The following is an 18,423-nucleotide window of genomic DNA, read 5'->3' as shown; positions in this document are numbered from 1 at the left end:
CGCAGGCACAAAGCCAGCCTGCCAGCCTTCACTTTCCCCTTTATTATCATCATCAAATGCAAAATCCCAAGCGCCGTTCAAATCAAGCCAAGCCTTGCGCACATATTGTGGACGCGGATAGTCCTTGCGATAGTGATCCTTCAATGCCATTGCAGCTCACCTTACCTTTTGTTGTTGTTTTAGTTGGTCTATGCCGAGATACAAAAACGACTTATTTGTTTTATTACAAATATTTTGTATCTTTTGTTCGATTATAGTAATATAAAGCAGGGTTGTCAACGGTTTAAAATCATTTTATTGTAACAATTAAATAAAAAAGAGCATTAGTTACAAACTAATTGCAACTAATGCTCGAATCACTTCATTTTTTTATAGTTCGGCAGCTGTGTAATGCACCTTCATGACAATATCCTGCTCATAATCGCCAAAGGATCGGCCAAACAGATTAATTCCGCCTTTATGCAGGGCATCGGCTTTAACGCCAATGCGCAATCTGACGCTTGGCCTTTGCTCCAGCTTCAAATCCGCAAGCGTTACATCCGACACCTTTTTCATATCAAGCGTCGTCCGTTCAGCATCAACCCGCCAAGTTTTTAAAAGACCGTATTGCGTCGTAGTCTGTTGCGCCCACCAGTTTGAATTAAGCCTGCCTTTGCGATCGCCGAAATCGCCAGGGCTCGTCCACATGCCGATTTCCACGCCGTTAACCCACACAGAAATATCCGAAGGCCAGTCATGATCAAAATTAGGAGCCTCCGAGCATATTTCCATCGAAAACTCTATAGAATCAACCTTTGAGCCTTGTGGAATTTCAAGCGGCAGCAAATATTCAACGTAACCTTTGCGGAACCAGATAATACCCGCGCCAATATGATTCGGATGATAGAAGCTGGCCGGCTCGTCCTCTTGTATAATCATCGCCTCAGCGCTTGCCATCCCGCAGGTCGGATACACTTCACAGTAGCTGTACTGGCCGATCGGCATATCAATTTCGTATACCTGCTTCCCGTCCTGAGAGCCGCGAAACGTCGTATTAAGAATCATATGAACATCATCATAGCTGCGTGTGCATACCTTCATTGCTCCGCGTACAGCCGGGAGCAGCTCTGTATAAATAAGCTCCGCTGCTTCGAGTATTTTCACATTGTTAGCCACTGTGGAAACCGGCAAAGACAACGCTTCAGCAATTTCAATGACATTCATGCTCCTGGCATTGAGCAGCCGGAGTATGTCCACTCGCGCTCTTGTCGATAAGGCATGGGCCACCTTTACAAGCTTTTCCGGCTCGTTCATTCCTACTTGCAACATTGCCTTCACCTGCCATCCTATTAATTGTGCTGTTATCCTTGTTCTAATAATTATAGATTACTTTTTTGTATTGAATCAATATTTTTGTAACAAGGAGCAGTCAGCTTTGCCAGGCGACACTTATCTTTACACGGATATCCTGTTTGCAAAACAGTTGTTGATAAACAAAAAACGCACAGAAAGAGCTAAAGATTTTTAAGGCTGGGGCGGGTGAACCGCAGTATATTATAAATGTCACGTCTTCGAAAAATATTCAGTAAGAAAGAGGGGGAGCCATGAAAACAACGCCTGCTGTCATGGGAACAGATCGAGCGCCTGCAGCCAAAGAGGCTTTCTACCAGACAAAGCGGTTTCGGCAGAATATTCCGTTGTTTGCCATGCTTATACCAGGGGTGCTTTATTATCTGATATTCCGTTATGCGCCTATGGGCGGTCTTGTGATTGCCTTCAAGAACTACAATTTTCACGATGGCATATGGTCAAGTCCGTGGGTGGGTTGGAAATATTTTGAGATTTTATTTCAGTCTAACGTTACACTGCAGATCATTTGGAATACCCTTAACTTAAGCGTTCTGAATCTGGTCTTCGGGTTTCCTGCGCCGATTATTATTGCCATTGCCTTGAATGAGGTGCGGAAGACTTGGCTAAAGCGCTGGATTCAAACTGTTATTTATTTGCCTCATTTTTTGTCTTGGGTTATCGTTGCAGGCATTGTCCTGACCCTGTTCTCTATCGAAGGCGGTACCGTTAACAAGCTGCTAGGTCAATGGGGAGGGGAGCCGGTGCCTTTCCTGTACCGCGCGGACTCATGGATTGCCATCTTCATCGGCTCCGGCATGTGGAAGGAGATGGGCTTCAGCGCTATTATTTATCTCGCCGCTCTCTCCAGCATTGACCCCAGTCTGTACGAATCTGCGGGGATGGATGGAGCAGGGAAGCTGAGACAGATTTGGCATATCACTCTGCCGGGCATCCGCCCTACGATTATTCTCCTGCTGATTCTTGGAGTGGGTCGTCTGATGGAGGTAGGATTCGATCAGGTTTACAATTTACAAAATCCTACTGTATTGGAGAAGGCGGAGGTCATCAGCACCTATGTGTACAAGGTGGGGCTGCAGCAGGCTCAATTTAGTCTGACCACAGCCATGGGGTTGTTTGAGTCTTTTGTTGGACTGGTGCTAGTGCTGTCGGCCAATGCATTGGCCCGTAAATTCGATCAGGGATTATTCTGAAGAAAGGAGGCTACGCTTGAGGGAATCCATAGGTGGTAAATTTTTTGTAACCTTTATTCACATCATTTTGATTATCATATCGCTCACCTGCATCTTGCCTTTTTTACATCTGGTTGCGCTGTCCGTAAGCTCGGGGCATGCGGTTGATCTGGGGCAGGTCTTGTTCTGGCCGGTGGGACTTGATTTCACCGTTTACAATTATTTTTTCGAGAATACACCAGCCTTGCGCTCCTTTATCAACAGCGTGATCATTACCTTGGGGGGAACGATCTTGAGCATGTTGGCCACGGTGCTGACGGCCTATCCTTTATCCCGACGTTACCTCTACGCCCGCAAGCCGATCACAATGGCTGCATTATTCACCATGCTCTTCGGCGGAGGCATGATTCCGACATATCTGGTCATGAATAGCCTGCATTTAATCAATACTTATTGGTCCCTTTGGCTTGGCGGGCTAATCAGCACCTATAATATGTTGATTATGAAAAGCTATTTTGAGAGCGTTCCGGGAGAAGTGGCCGAATCCGCCCAGATTGATGGCTGCGGCGAGGTTCGACTGCTCATGCGCATTATACTCCCCTTGTCTCTTCCTATGCTGGCTACGCTGACGTTATTCTACGGGGTTGGCTACTGGAACATGTTTATGAGCGTCATTCTTTACATTAATAAGACGAGTTTGCAGAATCTAACTGTTGTCGTTCAGGGGATGCTGCAAATTCAGGGGAACTTCAACATGGCGGCCATGGATATGATGCAGCAGCAGGAAATGGTATCCGAAAAACTGAAAGCGGTAGGGGTTGTGGTGATGGTCGTGCCCATGCTGGTGGTATACCCGTTCCTGCAAAAATATTTTGTCAAAGGCATTATGCTTGGCTCTATTAAGGGTTAGCGGCAACAAAGAAATTCAATATAAATTGAGGGGGATTCCACATGTCTGGACAAACATTCACATCAAGAGTGAAGTTCGCGTTGGCACTAGGGCTGTCCGCGGTTATGGCAGCAGGGGTAGTCGGTTGCAGCCAAGCGGAAAAAGGGACAAAGGGGAAGAGCGAAAGAAAAGCTACAATTACCGTTTCCAACTATGACAGGGGAAATATTCCCGCAGCGGAGGGAACGGTTGAGGACAACCGTTGGACCAAGTGGATCAATGAGCATTCTCCTGTTACGGCCAAGTATGTGCCGGTGGCCCGGGCAGAGGCGGTTAGGAAGCTGAATGTGATGTTCGCATCGGGCAGTGCGCCGGATATTGTCAATGATTATGATACGGGATTTCGGAATTCCCTGTATCAGCAGAAGCAATTGTTGCCTCTGGACGATTATTTGCAATATGCGCCTGAATACCAGAAGTTGTTGGAAAAGTACCCCCAGCTTCGCAAAGTAGGCACTAAGCCGGACGGCAAGCTTTACGAAATCGGTAAAATTAATGAGCCTCATCTGCAGAGTGTAGCCTTTATCCGCATGGATTGGCTGAAAAAGCTGAATCTGGAGGTGCCCAAAACCACCGACGAATTGCTTGTTGTTCTGAAAGCATTCGTCGAGCAGGATCCTGACGGTAATGGGAAGAAGGATACATATGGAACCAATATGAGCTACACCTCGGGTGGCATGGTGGATTCGATGTTTGGCTCGTATGGGTGGAAAATCTCCGATGATGATAAAATTATTAGAACTTGGGATAACACTCTGGAGTCCCTTAAATTTAAGAAGACATTATTTGAAGAAGGGCTTATCGATAAGGATTACCTCGCGGACAAGAACGGAGCTAAAGCCAAGCAGGATTATTTGAACGGTAAAATAGGCGTGTTCCTTCCCCCTGCTATCACTAACTGGTTTGAGAATACGGTAACGGACATTCAAACGCTCCGCAAGGTTGTTCCAGAGGCGGAGATAGCGCCGATGGAGCAGCCCAAGTCTCCCATGGGGCAATTCGTTCATCATGTGGTTAATCCGGTTCAAATGACCACGGTGATCAATGCTGCGGCCAAAGACCCCAAGGCTGCTATGGAATATATTAACTTCATCATCGAGCCGGAGAACGCTCTGATTCTGAAAAAAGGAATTGAGGGAGAGCATTGGAATAAAGGCGAGGACGGTTTTCCGAAGGTTATTGATCCTGAGAAGAACGCCAAGGAACTGGATTGGGCCATGGACTATTCCATGTTCTACTCGATCCCCGAGAATCCGCTTCTGATTTCCACCACTGCGTTCGACGTGAGCGATCCTGACCAGAAGGCCGGTCTGGAGATGTTGAAGAAAGCAGACGAGTTTCTGCTTAATCCCGAGGCTCAGTATCCTGCGTTAAGTCACTATGAGCATATGCCTTCTCTGCCGAGCGAGTTGGTAGTGATCAATACCAATATCGACAAAGAAATCCAGGACATCTATGCCAAAGGCATTATTGGCGGGGCTCAATATACCGCTGAGCAAGCGGTTGCAGATGCGAAAGCTGCCTGGGAGAAAGGCGGCGGCAAGCAGATTGAGGAATTTATGAACACTTGGTATAAAGAAAACAAGGAGATAGCTTTCCTAGGTAAAGATATTTTGGAGTTGGTCCGCTCCCAGCATTAGTAAGGGGTGCGGGATCTGGAATATAGGATAATGCGAACCTAGTTCGGTAAAGGTCGAGCTAGGTTCGCCTTCGAAACGTTGTATAGGAGAAGGAGTAGATGAATCGTGACAAATGAAATACTGCTTCAAAAAATCTCGCGGGTAGTGGACAGGCTTATGAATCTGGGCGGCAGCGATTATGAAAAGGATAAAACCGTGGATCAAGCCGATACAAGAAAAGGGATTGTCCAACGAGATTTCGGAATAGAAGAATGGGACTGGCCTCAGGGTGTCGGTCTTTATGGTCTGTACAAGCTGCAAGAATATTACAGTGATCGCCGTTATATGGAGTTTTTTCAGGGATGGTATTCCCGCAATCTGGAGGTTGGTCTGCCGTCAAAAAACATTAATACGACAGCCCCCTATCTGGCTTTGGTTCTGCTTCTGGATCAGCTGGAGCCATCCAACCAACTGGAACAGTTATGCCTAGATCACGCGAACTGGCTCATACATGAGCTGCCCAAAACGAAAGAAGGTGGCTTCCAGCATACAGTCACTGCCATTGGCCATCGGGATGGAGTTCACTTGCACAATGGGCAGTTATGGATTGATACGCTCTTTATGGCGGTTCTGTTTCTGAACCAAGCCGGGCGCAAGTTCAATCGACCGGAATGGGAACAAGAAGCAGTTCATCAGATTCTGCTTCATATCAAGTACTTGTTCGACAAACATAGCGGATTGTTCTTCCACGGCTGGAGTTTCGAGCGTAACGATAATTTCGGCAGCATCTTCTGGTGTCGCGGCAATTCCTGGTTCACCTACGGCCTCGTCGATTATCTGGAAACTTGCCAGGATACGATTAATCCGGGTGTCCGGGAATTTCTGATTGATACGTACAAGGCGCAGGTCAATGCACTGGTTCCGCTTCAAGCAGCTTCTGGTCTCTGGCACAGTGTACTGCACGACCCCACCAGCTATGAAGAGGTATCCGGGTCGGCTGCAATTGGCGCGGGTATCCTCAAAGGCATGAAAGTCGGTATTCTGGATTCCTCCTATCAGGCTGTTGCAAACAAGGCTATTAAGGCGGTTTGTCAAAATATTAGCGAGGATGGAACCGTGCTGAATGTGTCGGCTGGAACCGGCATGGGAATGGATAGAGATCATTATAAAAACATTACGATCATGCCGATGGCATACGGACAGTCCCTTGCGCTTATTGCCTTGTATGAGGCTTTAAAATAATATAAATATAATATGAAATTCAAGGGGGAGAGCCGACTGCGTCCGAAAAGCTGTCTGGGGAATATAGCCGGAAAAATAAAGGGCAGCTTTAAGATCAAGCTGATCGTATTGCTCTCGTGTATGGTAACGCTTACCTTTGCCATGGCAGGTTGGATGGTTTATCAATCAAATATCCAATTAATGGAGGACGAAATTAGTAAGCAATTCTCCATCGCCAACGAACAGGCATTGGCTAGACTAGAAATGTCCTTCCAGGAAATCAACCGGGTATCCCTATCCATTAGCCTAAATCCGTACATTGAACTGTTTCTCAGAGAGAACATTGTTTATGAAAACGATTCCTACACTCAATTCAAGAACCGTAAATACGTGGAAGAACAGTTGAATATGCTGCTGGTGGATGCGCCGTCCATCAGTTCCGTTTTTCTCTACAATGAGAAGGGGGAAATGATGGTTCTCTCCAAAACTGGTGCATCGGGAGAGCCGGGAACGGATGACTTGACCAGAATAATGGAAAAACTTGAGCCCCATAGAGGGAATATAGTTTGGAGCCGGGTTGAGGCGATCAGCACCATTGATCCGAACGGACGCAGAACAGTTCTGGTTGCTGCCAGAAGGATGCTTAATGAGAAGCTGAAACCGTACGGCACTATGGTGATGGTGATAGAGGAAAGTCTGGTATCCAAGGTGCTGCGGGATCTTATGGAGAACGGCAGCGGCAAGTTATTGCTGTTGGAGCCTATGGGCGGTATGCTCTACTCCAATACTGACCAGAGCGAGACGGAGCAACTCTTGCAACTGGCAAAGGAAAATTATCCCCAACATGTCGAAATGGATGGCATCACTTATCTGTTTGTCCGTCACGAGTTGATACCGGCTGGCTTTACCCTATACGGAGGAGCTTCCTTGCAGGAGATACAGCGGAGAAATAAAGACATCATCCGAATATTGGTATTCGCTGGAATCGGCATAATTCTGCTTAGTGCATTGCTTATTACGATTTCCACCCGGACGCTTCTGACTCCTCTAGCCCATCTGATGCAAGGTTTACGTAAGTTGCGTTCCGGTGATTTCACAGTTCGTGTTAGGGTGAATTCCGGCGACGAGCTGGGATACATCGGAGATAGCTTCAACAGCATGGCGGAGCAAGTGAGCGAATTGATCAACAAAGTATATTTGGCTCAGATCAGCCAGACGGAATCGGAGCTGAAGGCCATCCAGGCACAGCTGAACCCTCATTATCTGCACAACCTGTTCAATGAGCTGTATTGGAAGCTGTACAGCAATGACCAGGAGGAGACGGCGCTTCTGATCCACGCCATCTCGGAGATGTTGAAGTATTCCCTTAAATCTGTCCAGACTGATACGACTCTTGGCGAAGAGCTGAATCAGATCCGCAATTACATCAAAATCCAAACAGAATTATTTACCGGCGAGATTGAGACTATTATTCAAGCTGAGGAGTCTCTGCTGAATCTGCGGATGATGCGATCCCTTTTGCTGCCGGTGGTGGAGAATGTTTTTGTACACGCTTTCCGTGATATGGAAGAAGACCGGGTGCTGCGGATCAAAGCGTTTCTATTAGATGAGGCACTGCATATCGAGGTGGCTGATAACGGATGCGGTATGGATAAAGAAACCCTGAGAACCTTGACAGAGGCGGAGGCTGTGCTGCAGGACGGCAATAAACTGGGGATCGGGTACAAAAGTGTGCTTCGGCGCATTCAGCTGGTATACGGATCCGCATATGGAGTAGAAATTACTAGCAGTAAAGGAAACGGAACTATTATTCACATGACGCTTCCTATTAAATTCGGAACACTGGGGAGTCATGAGGAGGGGAGTAGATGAAGGGTAAGCTGTTTATTGCAGAAGATCAACCTAACTTCCGTAAGGGACTGCTGAAGCTGGCGGGGAAGCGATCCGCCGAGTGGGTAGTGACAGGGGAAGCGACTAATGGTCGAGACGCCTTGTTCATGATGGAGAAAAGTGTCCCGGATCTCTTGCTGACCGATATTCGGATGCCCCATATAGATGGCCTGCAACTGACAGAAGAAATCAGAAATCGCGGCTGGCTGACGAAGATTGTAATTGTAACCGGATTCAAGGATTTTTCGTATGCCCAGTCCGCCGTCAAGTTCGGAGTGCAGGACTTTATCACTAAGCCTTGTGTGGAAACGGATATATTAAGCGTACTTGATCGGATTTATGTGCAGTTGATTAAAGAAAGCCAGTCTCAGCTTTCGTTGGAAGGCTGGAGAAGCCAACTTGAAGACAATGAGCTACGCTCGGCTATTATGGGAATGCCCTGCAGCGGCGAAGAGGTGGAGGTTCTGCTGAAGCGGATGAAGCAATGTGAACTGCACGTTCTCCGTATTCCTACCTATTTCCCCGCGGAGAAGCATTATTCCGACCAAGATGTACCGCTTCTGCAGTTCGCTTTCACCAATATTGCTGGTGAGCTCTTGATTAAATGGTTTCCCGGCAGTTTTCGCCTGTTTCCCTTGAACGCATCGGAGTGGGCCCTATTGGTGGATCGGAGTTCTTTCCGATCGGATATTTTCCGCTCATGGGAGCAGATACTTGCCGATTCGATTCATCGTTATTTGGGACTGACTCTTGAATGCAGCGAACAAGGGCTATGTGCTACCACAGAGGAATTGTACCAGGGCTACAGACGGTATTGCCGCGAGGGGAATCGTGATCACGGTTCTGCCAGTGAATCATTGCTCAACCAGACAGCGCTTTACGAGAAGGAGAGGGAAATTATAACCTGGCTTATGTCAGAGGATAACAGCCGCCTGGGCCAGGAACTGCAGGATCAAGCCGTTCGGATCAGCCAGTTGCCCCCTCAAGCCGCCAAGATCGAAGCGCTGCTGCTGGCTGCTGCCATTCTCCGGCTGGTGCAGGTTCAGTTTCCCGAATGGCAAATGACCGTGCGTTCCATAGAGTGGGATTTTGTCTACAAATGTGCGACGTCGGAGGATATTGCGGCATGGCTACAGGGATACATCGATGAATTTCTGCAGTCTCACAACACCTGGCTTGCCAGCAAGAAGGATAATCCGGTCAAGCAGGCGATCCGGTTTATTGAAGAATCATACATGGGGGTATGCGGCTTGGCTGAGGTGGCGGCTCATGTCCATCTCAACCCCAGCTACTTCAGTAATCTGTTTAAAAAGGAAACTGGAGAAGGTGTAATCGGCTATATTCAGAAGCTGCGCGTACAGAAAGCCAAGCTTCTATTGAAAAGCACAGATATGAAAATATTCGAAATATCCGAGGCAACCGGCTTCAACGACTCCAATTATTTTACGCATATGTTCAACAGGATAGTGGGAGTCTCCCCCAAAGAGTACCGCAAGCAGATGGTTGGCCCGTGACTTTTTTTGATTCTAAATCTATTTTAGTACGGGGAGGATTGTAAATGTTCAAAAATTATTTCAGACATCTTTTATTTTGCCTTGTAGTGTTATTGATGCTGCCGCAAGGAATTGGAGCAGTTGCGGCAGCAGAATCCATGCCGGATTCGCCAGTTTCGATGCTGGCTTCGGCCGAAGGGGGATCGGAAGTGTCTAATTTCTACAATGTTATTATGCAGGTAGGCGCCGACCCTTGGGTGTACAAGCACACGGACGGCTATTACTACAACGCCTTTGCCAACGCCAGCGGCGTTATGATCCGCAGAGCGAAGACCATCAGCGGCATTGAAGCGGGCGAGAGGAGGCTGACCTGGTCACCAGTTAAGGATACCATGTACAGCTCTAATATCTGGGCGCCGGAGATGCATTATCTCAAAGATACCGATGGCGCTTACAAATGGTATATTTACTTCGCGGCCGATAACGGGACCAATGCGAACCATCGTATGTTTGTGCTGGAGAACGCCAATGAGAATCCGATGACCGGAACTTGGGAGTTTAAAGGTAAAATTACCGATTCCAGCGACCGCTGGGCGATCGACGGAACTGTGCTAACTGTAAATGATGAACACTATTTCCTCTGGTCAGGTTGGGAGGATATGGACGGAAGTTTTCAAAATTTATATATTGCGAAGATGAACAATCCATGGACTATCAGCTCGGAACGGGTATTGCTTTCGACGCCTGAATATGATTGGGAATCGTCCCCGGGCAGGATCAATGAAGGACCGCAAGTCACGATAAAGGGCGACATCATCAACCTGGTCTATTCCGCCAACGGAAGCTGGACAGACAGTTATTCCCTAGGGTTGATCACGGTCGATATTGGCGCTGATCTAATGGATCCCGAGTCTTGGATAAAGCATGCCGAGCCGATTTTCTCTAGCGCCAACGGCGTTTATGGTCCGGGCCACCATAGTCTGGTTACCTCGCCCGACGGCAGCGAGGACTGGATTATCTATCATGCCGCCCGCTGGCCGGGATCAGGGTGGACCCGCAATGTTCGCGCACAGAAATTTACTTGGAACGCAGACGGAACACCGAACTTGGGTGAACCCGTCGACCCGAACATACCGATTGCGAAACCTTCAGGAGAGCCGGTACGTCAACGCTATGAGGCGGAAACTGCCGTGCTGAGGAAAGATCCCGCTAGTGAAATCGGCCCTGCTGTACGGCGGGAAGGCAGCGCATCGGGCGGGATGAAGATCGCTAATATCCAAAATGACAGTGATCATATCCAGTTTACGGTCAACGTGCCGGCTGCAGGATTTTATATGATGTCCGTTCGCAATGCCAATGGTTCATCGAGCGGGGGGGATGCTTCCCAAATCATGTCGGTCAACGGCAGTTCCGGAGCTAAACTGAACATCGTCTATTCTGGCTGGAATCGTTGGGGAATCTCTACAGCGAAAATCTATCTTGAACAAGGTGACAATACGATCCGCTTCTCGGGCGGCGTCGGTCTTGTCGAAATGGACAGTATCGATCTGTTCAAGCTTGAAGTAGGATCAGAACTATTATTTGATTCTCCGGGGTACACGCTGGGATTGGGTGAGAGTCGCAGCTTGCCCGTGTATACGGTCGCAGGTACGACCCATTCTCTTGTAGGCAGCGGTGTTTCCTTCAGTTCCTCCAATACCGAGGTCGCCATTGTTGAAGAAACTATTGAGGGAATTGTTATCAAGGGACTTAAGGCGGGCAGTGCCACGATAACCGCAACCTATAACGGGCAAATGGCTACAGCAGCGGTTATTGTTGCTGCTGAACCGAGATCCGTGCAGTCTGTTGCGATTAGCGGATTGAACAACGTCCTAACGAGCGGACTGACAGGACAACTGCAGGTAACGGCACGTTACAACACCTATGAGGAACAGGATGTGACGGCTGATGCTGGCGTCGAGTACTTTAGCAGCAACCCCGACGTGGCTAAGGTTACGAGCACCGGTCAGGTATATGACGCTAAACTGGGGGATACGGTGATTAAAGCCGTATACGGCGGCAAGGAAGCCGCATCCAACTTGACGGTAACACCTGAACCATCTCAGGTTCCGCAGATTGTTTCTCAAGTCAAGACCCCTTCGGGAGTGACACCTAGACTGCCCGGCGTTGTTAACGTCACCTATAATGGGGAGGAGATCACAGCTGGGATCAGCTGGAAGCTGGAAGGTATCCATTTCAACTCGCTTGGCATCGTACAGATACCAGTCATATTGACTCTGAATGGCGAGGATTTTCCTGCAATCGCTTCCGTAGAAGTTGTTCCAGACTGGGGTCTTGATGTTCTTGTGAATGAAATTCGCAGTAGGCTGGACAGTTTCTCATACCCTCTGGGCGAAAGCCTCGGTACTTATAGTCTTACCGCGTACAATACTCTCTTGGCTGCGCTGGTTCAGGCAGAGGCGTTGTCTGCAGATGGCAATCTGACGGAACAGCAATTTAACCAGATGCGAACTTCACTTGCCGAAGTAGAAGCCGCTTTGTTAGGTTCGCTCAACAGTACGCAGGATGGCGTGTTCTACAACGCTTACCGGGATTTCTCCGGCGATGAGACGGGCAAGTTTCCTTTCGGGATTATGGTCAGAGAGCTGACAAATGGTGCTACCGCCACTGTGTTAGAGGAAGATGGGAATAAATTCCTTCGATTGACCACCGCTGCTACTCCGGGCAAAGCTAACTTGTTTCTTCCTTATCTGGATGAGGTGACGGCTACAGGAGATCAGCGCATCATCATCGAATATCGCGCCAGATTGAACAGCAGCTTCCAGTACGCGAATGGCGCTATGGTGAGAAACGACAGCGGAACTGACAATTATTCTATGGTCACGGCTTTTGATCTGGGGAAAATAATCGTGCAGGCTGGATCTACCAAGCATAAAGTCAAAGACTTTGATTACAATGGTACATGGTATAAGTTCAGGATGGAAGCCAACTGGGATGCCAAAACGTATACCGTCTATTTAAACGATGATCCTACTCCGATAGCTGAGAACTACGCCTTCCGTCATACAGGTGGTGATAAGCTGACTGGACAGCTCTTTGGCGTCGACGGTTACGCCAACGCCTCAATTGATTACGACGATTTCAAAGTCATGGTTATCGGAGGAGCGAAGGTTGCGCCTGAGGGGCTTGGGACAGTCGATGAAACAGCCGAAGGTGCCAATGACGGTCGGATCACCGGCGTGAACGCCACCATGGAATGGTCTTCCGATAATGGGAGCGTGTGGTCTGGCGTAGAGGGCGATACCATTGCGAATTTGGCGCCTGGCACGTATTGGGTCCGATATTCCGCGACGGATACTCATAAAGCGAGTTCTCATGTAGAGCTGACTGTTGCAGGCTACCAACCGCCGCATCAAGTCACCGGCGTGAGTCTGGACAAGACCAGTGTGCAGTTGTATATCAATTACGAAAGCTCTACCGTCCAGCTTATCGCAACCGTGGAACCTGCCGATGCGACGTACAAGAGCGTGACGTGGAGCAGTTCAAATCCATATGTAGCTACAGTGGATGAGAATGGGGTTGTTACGGCGATTGCTCAAGGTACAGCTATAATTACAGTAACAACAGATGATAGTGGTTACCAGGCGACAAGCATGATTACAGTGACCAACTCGCCGATTTCAACACCCGATGTAGATACGTTGAGCAATCAGTTGCAAGCGTACGTCAGCTCTGGCGATGTGAGCGGACCGCTTGTTAAGCAATTGACGAATCGGCTGAATCAGGTGGAACAACATTTGTCGGGTGGACGGCATTCACAGGCAGCTAAACATCTGGAAGACTTCCTTAAGCACTTGAATAATCGGTCGATGCAGAGATATGTGACGGAGGAAGCGAAGCAGACGCTGGAATCCTTGGCAAACCAGTTGCTGGAATCTTGGTCATCAAAGTGAGAATAGCCAAGTTGCTAGTGCAGTAAATAGTAATCATGACCGCTTGCATGAACGGCATGCGGAACGAGAAAGCGCCGTACCTCAAGGTATCGGCGCTCTTCTTAATGAGTTGAAGCTTTCGCTCGTCTTCGCTTTATTCCTGTTTCTATATTTCATCGGTAAACGCGCCTGTCCCAAAGGACGGCGTAGCCGTTCATCCTTAATTTAACCCAAACAGCTTTACGAGCGTAAATCCCAAAATCGACAGTAACACAGAACCGATCAGACCGGCTGCGAAAGACTTCATCCCCAATCGGCGAAAGGTTTGGATATCGACATTAAGACCGAGCCCGGCCATAGCCATCGCAATCAGCAAATAGGCTGCAAGTACAACCAGATTAACGATGTCGGCTGAAAAAATGCCCAGTGTGTTGACGCCGCTCATGATTAGAAATCCTAGAATAAACCACGGTATCGGAATGGATTTCCAGCTTGTTTTTTCTGTATGATTGTCTTCCTTGCGCTCAGCCCGGTTCATCCAAATACCGATCAGAATGGCGACCGGTACAAGCAGTGCCACACGCGTCAGCTTCACAATAACGGCCAGATCAACCGCCTCATTTCCGCCTGGCGCTGCTGCAGCAACGACATGAGCGACCTCATGCAGAGTGGCTCCTGAGAAAATACCATAGCCTGCAGCCGTCAAACCTAGAACTGGATATAACACGGTATAAAGCAATGTGAAAATCGTACCGAGAATCGCTACGGTTGCTGCACCGATTGCTGTTTCATCGTCACTGGCCTTTATCTGGGGCGAGATGGCAACGACAGCTGCTGCTCCGCAAATTGCCGTGCCGCATGCAGTCAGCATGCCCAGCCGCTTGTCTACCTTAAAAAGCTTAGTAAGTCCGTACACGACTAAGATCGTAAACGTAATATTAATAATCGCTATTGCCAGTACCTTCGGACCCGCATGGACAATATCTGCGAGATTTAATCGCATCCCCAGCAGAATAATGCCATAGCGCAGCAGCTTTTTGCTGGAGAAGGAAACGCCCGTCATTGCCTTTTCGGGCACGCCGATTACCGCTCTCCAGGCAATACCTAACAGAATGGCGATCACAAGCTGGCCCATGATGCTAAGGAATGGAAAACTCGCCAAAATCTTAGCCGTCACAGCAATTCCTAATGTCAAAGCGATTCCTTGGGTAAAGTCAAATCCCCTTTTCTTATTTAGCGGCATACCCTGTGCCTGAGTCATGATGTTCACTCCCTATATGGTTACAAAATTTTATATTTCATCGGCTGCTGTCAAAGGACGGCGAAGCCGTTTAACGTCTTATGCCTTCACTATAGGGACTTCAAAAGAAGAAGGGAAATACCAATTTGCTATCTGTATCATGAGAAAAACTTATGATTAAATAAAAAGAGGACAAAATAATGGAGAAAGCGAGGCGGTTCCATGATCGTTGAAACCCTTCGGGTTTTTGTCACGGTAGCAGAACAGAGTAATTTCTCCCGGGCGGCAGAAATGTTAAATTTATCGCAGCCGGGTGTCAGTTTACATATTCGCAATTTAGAGAATGAATTCGGGACAAAGCTGATGCATCGATCTCCCAAGCAGGTTAAGCTGACTGAAGCAGGGGAGCTTCTATATAAGCGGGCAAAGGAAATTCTGTCCTCTTACGAGGCAGCGAAGCAAGATATTCACAGACTGCATGATACCGTAACCGGTTCACTTTTAATTGGGGCGAGCTTTACGATCGGGGAATATATTTTGCCGCGAATGATTGCTGAATTTGCAGAGCAGTATCCTCAAGTTGAGATAAGCTTAACGATAGGAAATTCGGAAGAAATCATACAAGCTATCCAGGAAAATAAGCTGGATATCGGTCTTGTTGAAGGGAATGTGGCGCTATCTGATCTGTCGGTAACAACCTTTATGAAGGATGAGCTGATTATCGTAGCTGCTGCCGGACATCCCTTGTCCTTAATAAACAGCATGGAGACTGAATTTCTTCATGATCAAGTATGGGTGCAGCGTGAAAGCGGTTCGGGCACGCGAGCGTTTAGCGACCAGTTTATTCAGCAAGCGGCTCTTAAAGTTAAGCGATCGTATATTTTCAATAGCAGTCAAGGCGTTAAAGAAGCGGTTGCGGCTGGCCTTGGCCTCGCAATTCTATCCCGTTTTGTCGTCCAGAGGGAACTGGAATCTAAAGATCTTGTAGAAATTCCTCTAAATGAGATCCGGATTGAACGGAATTTTTCACTAATCCGCACGGCAGATTCTATAACAACTATGGCAATGGATGTATTTGCGGAGAGAGTGCATGCTGTCAAAAAGCTCATATAAAGCGAGAGGGCCGAATTTTTGATAGAATGATGTTAAAAAAGGAAGTGTTGCACATGAATTTAGAAGCGGTCATGCAGGAACTTGAAGCAATAGGAAAAGAACGAACTAAAAAAATCTACATGTCCAATGGTGCGCACGAGCCGCTTTTTGGCGCAGCAACAGGCCAAATGAAGCCAATTGCCAAAAAAATAAAAAAAGATCAGTCTTTGGCTGAACAGCTGTATGCGACGGGGAACTACGATGCCATGTACTTTGCTGGCGTTATTGCAGACCCAGATATTATGACTGAAGCCGATTTCGAACGTTGGATGGATGGGGCTTATTTTTATATGCTGTCTGATTATGTGGTTGCAGTAACTCTGGCAGAAACGGATATTGCGCAGGAAGTTGCGGATAAATGGATCGCTAGCGGTGAAGAGCTGCGAATGTCAGGGGGCTGGAGCTGTTATTGCTGGCTGTTGGGCAATCGTCCGGATCATGAATTTTCTGAAAGCAAACTGGAAGCTATGCTTGAAATGGTGAAAAATACAATTCACGATTCTCCTGAGCGTACGAAATACGCGATGAGCAATTTTATGTACACAGTGGCTGTATCCTATACGCCGCTCCATGAAAAGGCAGTCGAGACCGCAAAGGCAGTAGGACCAGTAGAAGTCAACAAGGATACTAAGAAAAGCAAGTTCCTGCAAGCGTCTGAAAATATCCAAAAGGCTGTAGATAAAGGCCAGATTGGGTTCAAACGCAAATATGTAAGGTGTTAATATCCCTCGTTTTCCAGATTTCATGCCTAGGCTAAAATAGCTTAGGCATGATTTTTTCCAAAGGACGACGGAGCCGTTTATCCTTGATAGATCAGTTGTTTTGTATTTTAAATCCTTTGAACAGCATAATGATAAAAATAGCCAGGAAAAAAGACATATGGATATAGTCAAAAATACAGAAGATAGGGATATTATTAGGAGTTGTGAAAGATCTTATGACAAGTGCTAAACTTAATACGGCTACACACATTAAAATTAACTCAGATTTTTTTGAAAAGCTGATTAATAATGTGAAAACTATAATTGTTAAATACAATAAAAAAATGCATGCTGGAAGATAATATCTGGTGAAGTTATCCCTTTTTAAATACACGTCCACATAATTCTGAAATTCATATTCGTTTAGTTCGGGTATTGACCTGCGAAGATCCTTTGGGTTTGCTGCCAGAATAAAGTTTCTATCCAAGTTTCTGAACTGAATGTCTGTATAATACTTTGAAGTGTAGTTACTGGAAGGATCAAAGTTAATAACGATAGTACCTTTGTATGTATCAAAGGGATAATACTTACTCTGACCTTGGAATTCTAAATTAATATCATTTATTGAGTTATATTTGCGGTCCACTATAGGAGCGGTCTCAGGCATAGTAAATACTCTCCTGCTTAATGTGAAACTATGTATCTTCTTTACTATGTTTGTGAGAGGGTCTATTTCTAAGGATATTAAGTATTCACTCGTTTTGTCTGGAAAGTGTTTATCTAAAAATTTATCAATAGCAGGCCTGTGTTTTTCTGATAAAATATTATAATAAGCATTAGAAAGTATAGCCATGCTTGTGAAATTTTTGTTTAAAGGACTTTCTATATCGATATTAATTGTTGCTATTCCATTAATCGGATTAATATTCGTAATTTTAATATCTGTAAATATTGGATTATCCTTGCTCTCGTCCGATTCATGTTCTAATATTATATTGCTGTTTGGTATTTCATCAGGAATTATAGTTATTATTAAGACAATAATAGGAATGACAAAGATTACAAAGTAAATAGATAAAACTAGCCTGGCAAAGTATTTATTAAATTTCATATTTGTCTCCTTGGCTATTTACGAATGGATTTATATACATTTATTCGAAATGTATGCTCTTTATATAATGCATTTATAGTATTATCGGTTTTCATAGATTAAAATAAGAGTATTTGGATTAAAATAGGGCGCCCCAAACGGTCTGAAATTGACCTGAGGGGTGCCTTTTTTGAATCTACATGAATTTATAACTCAACTTTCACAGGTTGTAAGCAGGTAAGCGTTGAAGTAACTGGTGAAACCGGCGATCCATTACTGGAGTCGAGTTGACTTACTTCGCTGCAGAGCATACTGAGCAATGATGAAATTCTAAGAGTTGCCACAAACGCTATTCGTGCAAAAATGATGTTTTAAATTTTCTAACGATTGCTATTGCGCTTAATTTCCCAAAAAGCACTGATTTTGCTCGAGAAAGGGTACAATAGCGCTCATGACAACCATTACATTTTCAAATGGTCTGAAATAATCGAAATAGCCTCTATGGCAACCGTCCCTCGTATTTAAGGGTTTTTCTCACGAATGCTCACTCATTCGCAGGATTTCAATGATGTAGAAATCAGATAAGGCGGCAGAACGTAAGGACTGTAGAAGAACGA

The 18,423-nt window shown here is 46.5% G+C and carries 12 protein-coding genes; 9 read left to right on the top strand and 3 right to left on the bottom strand.

The annotated features are described in order from the left end of the window. Positions 1-369: 369 nt before the first annotated feature. A complete protein-coding gene (locus ACRRU2_RS27480; RefSeq protein WP_432506566.1) occupies positions 370-1,308 on the bottom strand; it encodes an ArsR/SmtB family transcription factor in 939 nt (312 codons plus the stop codon). A 275-nt stretch (positions 1,309-1,583) separates the two neighbouring features. Here ACRRU2_RS27480 and ACRRU2_RS27475 point away from each other — a divergent pair, with 275 nt between their 5' ends. The 7 genes from ACRRU2_RS27475 (at position 1,584) to ACRRU2_RS27445 (ending at position 13,644) form a co-directional block, all read left to right on the top strand. After that, positions 1,584-2,540 carry an ABC transporter permease gene (locus ACRRU2_RS27475; protein ID WP_432506564.1) on the top strand — a complete coding sequence of 319 codons (957 nt, stop codon included), beginning with the start codon at positions 1,584-1,586 and terminating at the stop codon, positions 2,538-2,540. Between the two features lie 16 nt (positions 2,541-2,556). Beyond that, a complete protein-coding gene (locus ACRRU2_RS27470) occupies positions 2,557-3,429 on the top strand; it encodes a carbohydrate ABC transporter permease (RefSeq protein ID WP_432506562.1) in 873 nt (290 codons plus the stop codon). Positions 3,430-3,470: 41 nt separating this feature from the next. Next, on the top strand, positions 3,471-5,108 hold the full coding sequence (locus ACRRU2_RS27465; protein WP_432506560.1) for an extracellular solute-binding protein: 1,638 nt from the start codon (positions 3,471-3,473) through the stop codon (positions 5,106-5,108). A 105-nt stretch (positions 5,109-5,213) separates the two neighbouring features. Continuing rightward, the gene (locus ACRRU2_RS27460; protein ID WP_432506558.1) at positions 5,214-6,329 is read left to right on the top strand and encodes a glycoside hydrolase family 88/105 protein; all 1,116 of its coding nucleotides are present in this window, start codon (positions 5,214-5,216) and stop codon (positions 6,327-6,329) included. Between the two features lie 153 nt (positions 6,330-6,482). Next, the gene (locus tag ACRRU2_RS27455; protein WP_432506556.1) at positions 6,483-8,180 is read left to right on the top strand and encodes a cache domain-containing sensor histidine kinase; all 1,698 of its coding nucleotides are present in this window, start codon (positions 6,483-6,485) and stop codon (positions 8,178-8,180) included. Further along, positions 8,177-9,712, top strand: coding sequence for a response regulator transcription factor (locus ACRRU2_RS27450; RefSeq protein ID WP_432506554.1), 1,536 nt, complete (start codon positions 8,177-8,179; stop codon positions 9,710-9,712). The genes ACRRU2_RS27455 and ACRRU2_RS27450 overlap by 4 nt, the downstream gene beginning before the upstream one ends. Before the next feature lie 44 nt (positions 9,713-9,756). Further along, the gene (locus ACRRU2_RS27445; protein ID WP_432506552.1) at positions 9,757-13,644 is read left to right on the top strand and encodes a family 43 glycosylhydrolase; all 3,888 of its coding nucleotides are present in this window, start codon (positions 9,757-9,759) and stop codon (positions 13,642-13,644) included. 199 nt (positions 13,645-13,843) lie between these two features. Here ACRRU2_RS27445 and ACRRU2_RS27440 read toward each other — a convergent pair whose 3' ends face one another. After that, positions 13,844-14,884 (bottom strand): YeiH family protein, encoded by a 1,041-nt coding sequence (locus tag ACRRU2_RS27440; RefSeq protein WP_432506550.1) that lies wholly within the window; start codon positions 14,882-14,884, stop codon positions 13,844-13,846. A 201-nt stretch (positions 14,885-15,085) separates the two neighbouring features. Between ACRRU2_RS27440 and ACRRU2_RS27435 the strand changes: the two genes are divergently transcribed. Continuing rightward, entirely contained in the window at positions 15,086-15,976 is an 891-nt protein-coding gene (locus tag ACRRU2_RS27435; RefSeq protein ID WP_432506548.1) for a LysR family transcriptional regulator, read from the top strand. Between the two features lie 53 nt (positions 15,977-16,029). Then, positions 16,030-16,737, top strand: a complete 708-nt coding sequence (locus ACRRU2_RS27430; protein WP_432506546.1) for a DNA alkylation repair protein — start codon at positions 16,030-16,032, stop codon at positions 16,735-16,737. Between the two features lie 91 nt (positions 16,738-16,828). On the opposite strand, the gene ACRRU2_RS27425 is transcribed toward ACRRU2_RS27430, so the two are convergent. Beyond that, positions 16,829-17,827 carry a hypothetical protein gene (locus tag ACRRU2_RS27425; protein ID WP_432506544.1) on the bottom strand — a complete coding sequence of 333 codons (999 nt, stop codon included), beginning with the start codon at positions 17,825-17,827 and terminating at the stop codon, positions 16,829-16,831. Between the last annotated feature and the right edge of the window lie 596 nt (positions 17,828-18,423).

Source organism: Paenibacillus sp. GXUN7292 (genome assembly GCF_050864975.1).
Lineage (GTDB): Bacteria > Bacillota > Bacilli > Paenibacillales > Paenibacillaceae > Pristimantibacillus.
Note: the sequence above shows the minus strand (reverse complement) of the source record. Positions and strands in the feature narration are given on the sequence as shown.